The 11,630-nt window shown below is 50.1% G+C and carries 10 protein-coding genes; 1 reads left to right on the plus strand and 9 read right to left on the minus strand.

The window, feature by feature from the left end; translation table 11 throughout:
- Window positions 1-15: 15 nt before the first annotated feature.
- The 3 genes from ACHHV8_RS22765 to ACHHV8_RS22775 all read right to left on the minus strand — a co-directional run bounded on the left by ACHHV8_RS22765 (window position 16) and on the right by ACHHV8_RS22775 (window position 4,942).
- Complete coding sequence (locus ACHHV8_RS22765) at window positions 16-858, minus strand: ABC transporter permease (RefSeq protein ID WP_395163596.1); 843 nt, start codon at window positions 856-858, stop codon at window positions 16-18.
- Window positions 859-1,004: 146 nt separating this feature from the next.
- A complete protein-coding gene (locus tag ACHHV8_RS22770; protein WP_395161743.1) occupies window positions 1,005-2,540 on the minus strand; it encodes an extracellular solute-binding protein in 1,536 nt (511 codons plus the stop codon).
- Window positions 2,541-2,698: 158 nt separating this feature from the next.
- A complete protein-coding gene (locus ACHHV8_RS22775; protein WP_395161744.1) occupies window positions 2,699-4,942 on the minus strand; it encodes a helix-turn-helix domain-containing protein in 2,244 nt (747 codons plus the stop codon).
- Window positions 4,943-5,146: 204 nt separating this feature from the next.
- Between ACHHV8_RS22775 and ACHHV8_RS22780 the strand changes: the two genes are divergently transcribed.
- Entirely contained in the window at window positions 5,147-6,046 is a 900-nt protein-coding gene (locus tag ACHHV8_RS22780) for an AraC family transcriptional regulator (RefSeq protein ID WP_395161745.1), read from the plus strand.
- Window positions 6,047-6,191: 145 nt separating this feature from the next.
- Here the strand turns inward: ACHHV8_RS22780 and ACHHV8_RS22785 are convergent, their stop codons facing one another.
- The 6 genes from ACHHV8_RS22785 to ACHHV8_RS22810 form a co-directional block, all read right to left on the minus strand.
- Window positions 6,192-7,097, minus strand: coding sequence for a mandelate racemase/muconate lactonizing enzyme family protein (locus ACHHV8_RS22785; protein WP_395161746.1), 906 nt, complete (start codon window positions 7,095-7,097; stop codon window positions 6,192-6,194).
- The gene (locus ACHHV8_RS22790; RefSeq protein ID WP_395161747.1) at window positions 7,048-7,320 is read right to left on the minus strand and encodes a hypothetical protein; all 273 of its coding nucleotides are present in this window, start codon (window positions 7,318-7,320) and stop codon (window positions 7,048-7,050) included. Before ACHHV8_RS22790 ends, ACHHV8_RS22785 begins: the two co-directional genes overlap by 50 nt.
- A 46-nt stretch (window positions 7,321-7,366) precedes the next feature.
- Complete coding sequence (locus ACHHV8_RS22795; protein WP_395161748.1) at window positions 7,367-8,245, minus strand: carbohydrate ABC transporter permease; 879 nt, start codon at window positions 8,243-8,245, stop codon at window positions 7,367-7,369.
- Between the two features lie 18 nt (window positions 8,246-8,263).
- Window positions 8,264-9,232 (minus strand): ABC transporter permease, encoded by a 969-nt coding sequence (locus ACHHV8_RS22800; protein WP_395161749.1) that lies wholly within the window; start codon window positions 9,230-9,232, stop codon window positions 8,264-8,266.
- A gap of 63 nt (window positions 9,233-9,295) precedes the next feature.
- Window positions 9,296-10,381: a helix-turn-helix domain-containing protein gene (locus ACHHV8_RS22805; protein ID WP_395161750.1), complete on the minus strand. Its 1,086-nt coding sequence runs from the start codon at window positions 10,379-10,381 to the stop codon at window positions 9,296-9,298.
- 26 nt (window positions 10,382-10,407) lie between these two features.
- Window positions 10,408-11,619 carry a hypothetical protein gene (locus ACHHV8_RS22810; RefSeq protein WP_395161751.1) on the minus strand — a complete coding sequence of 404 codons (1,212 nt, stop codon included), beginning with the start codon at window positions 11,617-11,619 and terminating at the stop codon, window positions 10,408-10,410.
- Window positions 11,620-11,630 lie beyond the last annotated feature (11 nt).

Below are 11,630 nucleotides of genomic sequence, written 5' to 3' on the forward strand. Positions count from 1 at the left end.
GGTTCCTCCCCTTTCCTACCATAGGCTATTGTCGCTGACTCTGCGGCTTATATAATTGGCGGAGACGACGAATAAGAAACTGATTACCCCGGTGAACAAATCAATAGCCGTGGCGTAGCTGTAATTTCCCTGCACCAAACCGACCCTGTACACATAAGTGCTTATAATATCCGCCGTTTCGTAGGTAATGGGAGTGTACAGTAAGTACACCTTTTCAAAGCCGATTTCCAGGACTCTTCCAATATCCAGCAAGAGCAGGACGACAATGGCCGATGAAATCCCCGGAATCGTGACATGCAGCGTCTGCTTCCAGCGATTCGCGCCATCAATTTTGGCGGCTTCATATAAGCCCGGATCTATGGAGGTTAGGGCAGCCAAATAAATGATCGTTCCCCAGCCTGCATGCTGCCAGATCTCGGAGATAACATAGATCGGACGGAAAAATCCCGGCTCCATCATGAAATTGACCGGCTGAAGCCCGATCAGCTTCAAGACCTGATTGACTACGCCCCCGGTAGGCGACAAGAACATAACGACCATCCCTGCAACAACCACATTGGAAATAAAATGAGGCAGGTAACTAACGGTCTGGACGAACCGCTTAAGCAGCTCTTTTCTCATTTCATTGATTAATAAAGCAAGTAGGATCGGCACCGGAAATCCGAAGAACAGCTTGTAAAAGCCCAACAAGAACGTATTTCGCAAAATTTTATAGAAATCGGGACTTTCTACAAACATGCGAAAATATTTGAGCCCTACCCATTCACTCGACAAAATCCCCTTAAATTGATTATAGTTTTGAAAAGAAATCACAATGCCGAACAAAGGCAAATATTTAAAGATAAGGTAATAGAGCATGCAGGGAAGCACGAGCAGCAACAAATATTTATCGCGCCGAACCTTTTGAAGAAAGGAACTGCCTGACGGCAATTCCTTGGTCGCAGGCAGATTTCGTTTCTTCAGCGGTGCAGTAGGCACTCGTTCCAATGGCGTAAGTACCTCCTTTAGTTGTTTCCGATATTTTTCAGCGTTCTTTCGTAGGCTGTTTTATACACGTCCAGCACTTTCTGAACACCCAGCTTTTTGGCTTCTTCGACGTATTGATCCCATTCGCTTAAATTTCTTTGTCCGATAATAAATTTGGCGATATTTTCATCCCTATGCTTCGTTACCGCCTCTCCGACCGTCGATAAGATTTCAATCTCGCTTTCATTTAGAGCTGGGCGGGGCTGAGGCTTGGTCTCATAGCTTTCGACTGTTTGAAATGCGCTTTTGAGCGGAGCGGAGGACAGATCGACATAAGCATCGAAATCCATCGCCGCATACGAGCCTGGCGTGATAATTCCGGTCTTGATTCTCAAATCCGCAAAGCTGGTAAATTCGGGCTTAAATTTATTTTTGCCGTTCTCCACCGTGTAAGTCTCGCCTTCTTTCCCCCAGCTGGCGGTGCGGATCCCCTCATCCGAATACATGAAATCGAAATACCTCAGAACGGCATCCATGTTTTTCGTTGTAGAAGCAACGGCGAAACCGCGGGTTTCCAGGCCTTCATAAGGCATTTTTTGAACACCGTTCGGCCCTCCGGCCGGCGGCGGCATATAGGAAAGCTGAAAACCGGGAACAGCCTTGCTGAGCGGTTCCGTATATTCGTCAATGAGACCGATCGCATCGGCTGTAATGAACGATTTGTTCTGTGCAAACAAGTCCTGATGCTGCTTACGCTGGTGCGCCATAAAATCCGGCGGGATATAGCCCGCTTTATAAAACTTGTTCATATACTCGACCAAGGTTTTATAATTGTCTTCAATCGGGCCGTATCTCCATTCCTTCTTGTTATAGTCGTAGTATTGGGCAGCGGAAGTATTGAAATTGGCAGCGATCCGGCCGATCGCATCCAGTTTATTGAAGAAGGTAAGCGGATAGCTGTCCGGATACAGCTCCTTCAGCTTCTTGAGCACGCCGCCCAATTCCTCATAGTTCTTCGGGACCGCCAACCCGTGCTTTTTAAAAATATCCTCGCGGTACAGCCAGGACTGCCTTAACTGCTTCTCCAGACCGGAATTCGGAAAGAAGTAATATTTGCCGTCGGCGGAAACGATAGCCGCTTGCAGCTCGGGCCGGGCTTGCAGGTACTTTTTAAAGTTCGGCAGCTTATCGAAGTATTTCGAAATATCCTCGAAGGCTCCCTTCTGTCCATAACGGTTCGCCGCCGCCACGTTCGGTACCAGCATAAAGTCAGGCATTTCCCCCGACGATACAATCAAATTAACGGCTGCTTCATAATCATTGCCGGGAGGCGTCTGCACATCCAGATGGATCTTGGTCTGATCCTCCACATACTTATACCCTGCCCAGTTTTTGTTATACGGCCAGATCGGGTGGTTCTGTGTAGCCATCTTTAACGTTACCGGCTTGGATTCACCTGAACCCTGCTTGGCCTGACTCTCGCTGCTTGACGATGAATCGGAGGAGCACCCCCACAAGACCGTACCCAGCAGCGTTACGGAGAGCAGCGCCCCCATCGTTTGTTTACTTTTCAAAATAAGATCATCCCCTTCTGCGTTCAATGTGGTTATATCCGACTGCTGAGGCCATCATAGCCGGAGCGCAGAAATAAAGAAATCGCCAATTCCTCCGTTTATCGACCGTTTCTGCGGCACCGAAAAAAAGGAAGATCATCGTAAAAAGCGCATATTCGTCAATCTGCCGAATCCGTATGCAGCAGCTGCTGCTTGCGGTATTCCTTAGGCGTAGTTCCCGTAAATTTCTTAAACATTCGGATAAACGAGTTCGCGTTATAATAGCCGATATGTTTGCCGATCTCCTGCACATTCAAGTCCGTCTGCACAAGCAGCTCCTTGGCTTTGCCGATCCGATGCGTGTTGATATGCTCCAAGTAATTGATGCCCGTCTTCTCTTTGATGTACGCGGAAAGATAGGACACCGACAGCTTTAATTCAGCCGCCAGCTGTTCCAGCGAAATATCGTCGGTATAATGGTTGTGAATATAGTCCATAACGAACGCAATGATTTCATCTTGACTCTCCTTCTTATCCCTTATCGCGCGAACGACATCGTGAAAAAACGGTTCAAAAAACTGCAGATACTGATCCAGGGAACACAGATCGTTGATTGCCTCCACATTGTAGATATGGATCAGACCGCCCGACTCCACCTTTGATAATTCAACGACACTTAACGATTTATAAAAAATGTCCATGGCGAATTGTCTGAACTCGCCGGAATTGGCGCCCATCGCGTGCAGCTGCACCAGCTTTCTGCGGATCCGCTCCATACACGCATTATCACTTCCTGATTGCAGCAGTTGAAAAAACTCTTCCCCTTGACCCGGTGTGAAATAAATGGTTCCGGAAAACACCTTATGGGGCAGAACTTCATCTTGAATAATAACTGTCTGATCAGATAATTCGCGTTTTTCGAGCCGCCCCAGCGCCTCTTCGTAAGCCATATGATATTCATTCGAGCTTTCGTACAGGGAGCTGACGGCAACGGTCATGATCCAGGACTCTTTATCATGGTCAAACACGGCTTTCATTTGGTGTAGGATCCGCCCGATTCGCTGCCTCTCATTTCCGCCGAATACCATGGAAAGAATTTGATTCCTCTCAATCTGAATCGTTAGCGTGGAGGTGAAATGCTGCGATAAGGTTAATTGAATATATTCCCGGATAAAATACAATACCTTGTCCATCGGCACATCCCCATGAATACGACGGAAGAAATGCAGGTGAAACAGAATAATAAAGAACGGCGCTTCCGCTTCGTCGTCAGGCGACGCTCCGGTATAAATTTTTTTCAGCTTCTTAATATATTCATAGTTTTCCAGCTGGTTGTTTTTGGTCAGCAGATCGTTATGAATTTGCCGGTTTAACTGATTCAGCTCATGTATTTTGGCGGAAATAAAGTCGAATTCCTTAATGTTGCTTTTAAAGCGAAGCAGCGATTTAGGCTGCTCGAAGGCTTGGACCATTTGCATAATAGGACGATTGAATCTTTTTCCGAGAATGACGGATGCAACAATGCCGATCAGGATGGAAACGAAACAGAGCACCAGCAGGATCAGGTTCAATCTCGTAATTTGACTTTGGATTTTGCGTGTGGGAATGATGCTGACATAAGTTAAGCCGGATTGCCCTTTCTCAAAAAAATAATAATTATCATTTTCCTCGACATAGCTCCGGTTGGTCTGATAAGGCGGCAGATGTCCGCTGCCTATATCTCCTCTATGGAAGAGCGGCTGGCTTTGCTCATTTAAAATGATCAGGTTATCGGCCGAGGAAGGATGAAGATCGTAAAGCTTGTTCGTTTGAACCAGGGCGAAGATGGAATACGAATAAAACTGGTTTTTAACGACGACCGGCATCAGCTGCAACGAGTCTCCATTGTATGCTTTAAAAGCGGCTTCCGGAAAAACCTGAAAGTAAAACGATGTCTTGAGCTTCTCCCGCCAAAATGAAGGCGTATACATTTCATTAGCATAAAAGATGGTAAAGGCCCGGTCTCCATCCAGGGTCCCGTCCTTCTCAATGTAGGTCGCACTGGACGGAAAATAAATCAATACGTTCTCCAGGCTTAGGAACCGGTTTAAGGTCACATTGCGAATTTGGTTTTGAATATCCCCTACCAATAAGTAATTAATATCTCTAGGCGATCTTGTGAGAAATTGCCCGTTGATTTGGGAAACCTTCTCATCTGTGTGCAGCCTCAGCAGCTCTTCCTTTAATGCGAAAAAATAATCCTCGTACTCTTTAGCCGTGTTTCGCAGGTTGGACTTATTGTTATTAATAATCTCATCGAGAATATTGCTTTTGAAAAACGTGAACGAATAATAATTAAATGAGGTCAGCAAAAAAATAATGATGAGAAACTGCGAAAATATTTTATAAAACACAGAATGTGAATGACGAAATAATCGTTGCATGCGGCCCCTCCCGAAATACGGTATCTTATACTGTTATTTTACCGTTCCCCCTGCCGCATCCAATAGACTGTATGGACACTTTTTTCAAAAAATGTCGCAATTGTTGACTACTTGCAAATCATGTACAATGAAAAGACGCAGCTCTCTGACGCGCTGTGGATACAGCTTCAGCTTCATCCCATTTCTACTTAGGAGGGGCCGCGTTTGTTTAGCGGAAACATTACCTACAAGGACAACCTTGACCTGAAGTTCCAGTTAGGCCATTTAATTATCAACGTGCTGTATATCACCTACCAGCCTCCCGAGCCCACCTGGAGAGTCAAGAATCATACCCACAGCAGCCACGAGTTTCATTTTATTCCTGCCGGAAGAGGGACTCTGCATGTCGGCCATAAGACGTACGACATCACGCCAGGGTGCTTTTATCTTACGGGGCCGGATGTGTTTCACCAACAGGAAACTAACCCTGCGGAGCCGATGAGCGAGTATTGCATTAATCTCGAGCTAAAGCAGCTGAAGCCGAAAAGCAGGAAATCCGCCTACTTTATTCAAAGTGAAGTCGATCAGCTGATTCATATTTTCACCTGCCGTCCCTTCTGGTTCGGGGACGATGCCTACCACATCGCAGACCTGTGCAAACAGATTTTACTGGAGCTGGAGCATCCGCGTTTGGGGTGCTATACGGTGGTCCAGAATCTGATCTCGCAAATGCTTGTCAAAGCAGCCCGCTGCATAACGGGTGACACCGATCCGGACTATGCGCTTCCCGGCAAAATTGTTAACGACCGGCGCAGGGACATCGTTGACGATTTTTTCAGACTTGAGCTTGCGGCGCCCAAATCGCCTGTTCAGCTGGCCGCCCGTATAGGCGTCAGCGTGCGTCAATTAAACCGCATCCTTATGCAGTATTACTCGATGACGTTCACCGAAAAGCTGCGGTATCACCGCGTCGAGAACGCTAAGATGTTACTTAAATCCAAGCCTTGGACCGTTAAAAAGATAGCCGAAGAAGTCGGCTATGCCGATGCAGGCTACTTTCATGAAAGCTTCCGCGAGGTGGTCGGAAGGACACCTAATGAGTACAGGAGAAGTACGGAGCATTAACCGTCTTAAAGAGGTCGCTGTTTCGCAGCGGAAATAAGCGGTATGTGGAGATATAAAAAAACAGCCACCCTCCCCGCTTCTAGGGACGATAGCCGTTTAAATTCTTTGTGTAAAATGACGCCTAGCTTGAACAGCGGTCTTCTCCTTACCAATCCCGCACCGAGCCGTCGATCCCGTTTAGCTTCGGCAGCACCCTGGTCGGCTTCTGCGGATAGGATGCGGCGATCTCTTCATTAAATTCGATGCCGAGCCCCGGGCCGACCGGCGGGTAAGCGTAGCCGTCCACGATTTGCGGCCAAGGAGAGACGATATCCGTCGGCTTGGCCGAATCGGCCCAGAAGCCTTCCATCAGCGTAATATTCGGAATCGCGAGCGAAATATGGACGCTGGCCGAGGTGCCGAGCGGCCCCCAGTTGTTGTGCGGCACGACATTGATATTGTACACCTCGGCGAACGCGGCGATCTTCTTGATCTCCGTGATGCCGCCGCACCAGCAGACATCGGGGCGCAAGTAATCGACGTGGCCGTCTATGACCAGCTCGCGGAAATCGTATTTATTGTGGCCGCGTTCGCCGGTAGCCAGCGGGATGTTCGTATGCTGCCGGTACCGGTTTAACGCCTGCGGGTTCTCGTGGCGGATCGGGTCCTCGATATAGAGCGGCTTGAATTTGGCGACGCCTTCCGCCAGCATGACCGCGAAATCGGGATCGTAGCGGCCGTGGCATTCGAGAATAAGGTCGACGTCGTCGCCGACCGCCGCGCGGATCGCTTCCGTATATTCGATCTGCTGCCGGACCGCCCGCTTATGGTCGTGCAGGTCGATATCGTCCATATCGTGAAAGCCGCGGTAGCGGATCGCGGTGACGCCTTTGGCCGCCAGCTTCTTGGCGTTTGCGGCAATCTCCTCCGCGGAATGGCCGGTCACATGCCCGTACAGCCTGACCTTCTCGCGGGCCAGTCCTCCCAGCAGCTGATAGACCGGCGCGTTGAGCGCTTTGCCCTTAATATCCCACAGCGCCATGTCGATCGCGGCAATCGCCGAGCCGGTCACCGGGCCGCCCCGCGCAAACAGCCGGCGGAAGCAGGCCTGCCACAAATATTCGATCCGCTGCGGGTCCGTCGCCGAGAATATACGGCTTCAGCTCCTCCACCATGCCGATCACGGCCAGCGGTGTAAAGCTGGAGCCTTCACCGTAGCCGGTAATGCCTTCATCCGTTTCGATTTTGACAAATACGCCATTAGCCCGAAAACAAGTCACATTGGTAATTTTCATACGATTGCGCCTCCTGAACACGAATGATGGGCAAGGACCGCTTCACTTAGCCCTTAATGGAACCTAGCATGACACCCTTGGCGAAATATTTTTGCAAAAACGGGTAGACGACGAGAATCGGCAGCATCGCTACAACGACGGCCGCCATCCGGATCGTTTCCTGCGGGATCATCTTATCCTCCGCCGACCCGGCCGCCGCAATGCCGGACGATTCCGAATCGATGACAAGCGTTTTGACCAGCACCTGGAGCGTCCATTTCTTGGCATCCGTCAAATAAATGAGCGCATTGAAATACGTATTCCAATGGGTTACGGCAAAAAACAGCGTGAACGTGGCAATAGCCGGCATCGACAAGGGCAGCACGACACGAAGAAAGACGGTCAAATCGTTACACCCGTCGATTCGGGCCGCATCCTCCAGCTCCTCGGGAAGGGCGTCCATAAAGCTTTTGACCACGATCAGCGTCCACGCATTGGTCAGACTGGTCAAGATCAGCGACCAATACGAATTGAGCAGCCCCATTTCCTTCACCAGCAAATAGTTGGGCACAATCCCCGCGTTGAACAATAACGTAAAGATAACGCAGCCGAGCATGAAGTTGCGGCCGACCACATGCTTCTTGGTCAACGCGTACGCCAGCGTAAAGGTAAACACAAGATTGAGCGCCGTGCCGATAACAGTGACGAAGACCGTGCTTTTCAGCGAATTCAGGAAGCTGTTGGTCGATAAAATGTACTTGTAGGAAGCCAGCGAGAAATCCTGCGGAAACAAATAAAATTTGAACGGGATATACGTGTCCGGGTCCGTCAGAGATACGCTGAACACATAAATAAAAGGGAAAATACTCAGAATCGATATCAAGCCGAGAAGCGAATAGTTGACATAATCAAACAGGGTCAGACCTTTCTTATGCACGAAGCTCATGTTTTTTCCCCTCTTTGCTTAGTAAATGCCTTCATAGCCCAATTTCTTGACGATGTAATTGGCCGTTACGACAAACACCAGACCGACCACGCCCTTAAATAAACCGACGGTGACGCCGATGCTGAACTGTCCGCGCAGAATCCCCTGCGTATAGGCATACGTATCGAACACCTCGCCCACTTCCCGGACCAGCGGATTCATCATCAGCAGTACCTGCTCAAAGCCGACATCGGCCATATGACCGAGCCGCAGAATCAGCAGAACGACGATCGTCGGACGAATCGCAGGCAGTGTAATATGCCAAATCTGGCGGAACCGTGATGCGCCGTCTACTACGGCGGCCTCGTAACGCTGCGGATCGACGCCGGCTATCGCCGCAAGAAAAATAATCGTCCCCCAGCCCGCTTCCTTCCAGATCGTCTGCGCCGTAATCAACCCCCAGAAATAGCTGGACTGCGTCAGGAACGGAATCGGCGTCAGACCGAATGTGTTCAGCAGCTTGTTGACGATCCCGATATCGGTCGACAGGATGAAGAAGGTCATACTGGCAATGATAACCCACGACAAAAAGTGCGGCATATACACCAGCGACTGATTGATCTTTTTAAACAGCTCATGCCGTACCTCATTGACCATCAAGGCAAGGAAGACCGGAAGCGGAAAATAAAACACGAGCCCGAACAAGTTAATCAGCAGCGTATTGCGCAGCATGCGGTAAAAATTCGCATCGCCCATTAAATCCGCAAAATGCTTTAAGCCGACCCACTGGCTGCCCAGGATCCCCTTAAACGGACTGTAATTCTGAAAAGCGAGCAGCAGCCCCCACATGGGCACGAATTTAAAGAGGAGCAGGAACAGAAATCCCGGCATCGCCAATAAATAAATATATTTGCCTTTCACAATCCGCTTCCACAGCCGGCCTGAAGCCGTATGGCTGACGCGACCGGATAAAGCCGAAGCGGACGAAGCTTCAGTCGGGTATTTCATGTACGGGTGATCTCCTTTCCGAAAAAGAAGCTTGGAATGAATATACAAGTGCAGAGAAACGGTTCAGCGGTGTTTGGCCCGGAACTGGCCGGGCGTCAGATGAATGTAGCGTTGAAAAATTCGGCTTAGATTGCGTTCCGTATACCCGATATACGCTGCAATTTCCTGAAGCGTAAGATCCGTTTCCAGAAGCATTCTTTTGGCTTCCTCGATTTTGCAGGTCACGACGTATTCGACAAACGAGAAGCCCATGATTTTTTTAAATAACCGGCTGACATACGGCGGAGTCATGGACAGCATCTCGGAGCATTGCGTCAATGAAATGTCGGACTGGACGTTTTCCCGGATATACTGGCAGACGCGCATAATATCCGATTTGCCTTTGACCAGCTGGCCCGGATCGTTCTCGGCGATCATGCGTTCCAGCAGCGGGAAGCATACCTCCGTAAACCAATCGCATATTTCCGAGGACGTTTTCCTTTCTCTCAGCTGGCCGAACAGGTTGTTCTCCAGCACGTGAAGGATGCTGCCGCCCCGGCTTTCTACCGCATGAATGACGGAGGCGAGGAGCAGGTGATAGGACTGAAAGGTGATCAGCCGGGACCGGGATAGGCGCGCAGCCTGCGAAAAGGAACGCAATGCCGATTTCGCCGCTTCCGCATCATGGCTGACAAGCGCTGCGACAATAGCCTCTACCTCTTGATGCGGGTAAAAGGACGGCATTTTCCTCTCCTCCTTTTCCAGCTCCTCGATAGACAGCACCGGCCGCGTATCGTCGATCAGCCGGTATTCCAGCGCCGCCAGCGCTTCCCGGTAAGATACCGCCACATCGGAAATATGGGCGCACACGCTCCCCATGCCGATGGACACCTTGAATTTCAAATAACGGTTCAAGGCATGGCATACGGCTGCCGCATATTTCTTGGCCTCTCCGGCGAGCGACGACATATCCCTGCAGCTGACAACGGCAACGCCGCTGCACCCGTTGAAATTCAGCGTGTATCCGCTTAGGGCGGGATGCTCTTCCAGCAGCTCCGCCATCACATTCGTCATCGCAAAGCCGATAATGGCGTTGTCCTTGGGCAGAAACCGTTTTTCCTTATGGATGTTCTCCAGCTCTACGGCCAGCACGATATAAGGCCCGGTCACCGAAATGGCCAGCGCGGAGCATTCCTTCAGCAGGCGGTCTCGGCCGCATCTCCTTTTTCCAGCAGCTTGTGAAAAAAACGCTCCCGTAAATCGGGTTCCATTTTCCTTAAGTAAGTGGACAGCGACTTCGTCTCCCGGTTTAAATAATTCAAGCATTCCTTGATATAGCTGATTTCGTTCCGATGATGCTGGACCCAACCGAGGCTTAAATCTCTGCCGTGCTTCAATAATTGCTGAATCGGGCTGTATACCCTCATGGAATTGAAGATCGTTAACAATACGGCAACCAGAAGGAGCAGCAGCACCGCGCAGACCGTCATCCAGCGAATCCAGCCCAGCTGCCTGTACAGCTCCTCTTTGGGTATAAGAGAGATGTAAATTCGTCCCGAGCTTGTTTTCTGATAGGAGTAGAGCTTCTCCAGCCCGTTCCCGTCCTGGGACATGAACACATTCGCCGGCTTCCGTTCCTCCACAATCCGCTTTAAGTTGGCGTCGTCCAGTTCACCGGCTCCGGGGCTGCTCTGCCCTTGGGAATGGAACAGCGCCCGGCCGGCAGCGTCCGTTACCAGGAGCGACTTGCCGGGAAAGTAGAAGTAGCTGTCGCTCATTTGACTCTTCAGCAGGTCGACGCGAATGTGAAAGATCAAGCGGTCCTTGCTTTTATCCTGGCTCATGAGCGGCAGCCTGCGGATCAGGCTCAGGTAACCGCTATGTTCAGCCTGCGGCAAATACAGCCACTGCGCCTCTGCATTCAAGGCGGAGTCGATATCCTTCATGAAAGGATAGTTGGCGAGCGGGATTTGTCCGTAATATACCGAATTCAGCAAGGAATCGCCGTCCCGGTACAAGAGAATCTCTCCGATGAAATCGTTGGCGTTTTTTTTCCGCTCCAGGGCCGCGAGCATCTGCTTGCTGCTCAGAAACTCGTGCCTGTCCGGCTGCTCGCTCAGAAATTGGACGATACCAGGCTCCATAGCCAGGTGGAAAGAATCCAATTCGATGCCTGCCAATAAGGACTCCATTCGATCCTGGACAAATTTTAACGAGACGCGGCTTTCTTCCTCGGTCTTCTGATAAGCTTCCTTGACCGCAAGCTGATAGTATACCGTCCCCGCCAGAATGATCGGAATGCATGCCGAAAATAACCCCAGCCAAATAAGACGGTAGAAAAAACGCCCCCGCAGATCGGACCATCCTGAGATCATCCCTGACCATCTCTCTCGCAACCATATTGCCATTCGGAGCCCTC

It is taken from the genome of Paenibacillus sp. TAB_01 (assembly GCF_043945595.1).
In the GTDB taxonomy this organism is placed as follows: Bacteria; Bacillota; Bacilli; order Paenibacillales; family NBRC-103111; genus Paenibacillus_S.

Excerpts from the sequence above, each read along its gene's own strand:
- ACHHV8_RS22765 (WP_395163596.1), bottom strand. The coding sequence starts at position 858 with ATGCTCTATTACCTTATCTTTAAATATTTGCCTTTGTTCGGCATTGTG.
- ACHHV8_RS22775 (WP_395161744.1), bottom strand. The coding sequence starts at position 4,942 with ATGCAACGATTATTTCGTCATTCACATTCTGTGTTTTATAAAATATTT.
- ACHHV8_RS22790 (WP_395161747.1), bottom strand. The coding sequence starts at position 7,320 with ATGAAAATTACCAATGTGACTTGTTTTCGGGCTAATGGCGTATTTGTC.
- ACHHV8_RS22795 (WP_395161748.1), bottom strand. The coding sequence starts at position 8,245 with ATGAGCTTCGTGCATAAGAAAGGTCTGACCCTGTTTGATTATGTCAAC.
- ACHHV8_RS22800 (WP_395161749.1), bottom strand. The coding sequence starts at position 9,232 with ATGAAATACCCGACTGAAGCTTCGTCCGCTTCGGCTTTATCCGGTCGC.
- ACHHV8_RS22810 (WP_395161751.1), bottom strand. The coding sequence starts at position 11,619 with ATGGCAATATGGTTGCGAGAGAGATGGTCAGGGATGATCTCAGGATGG.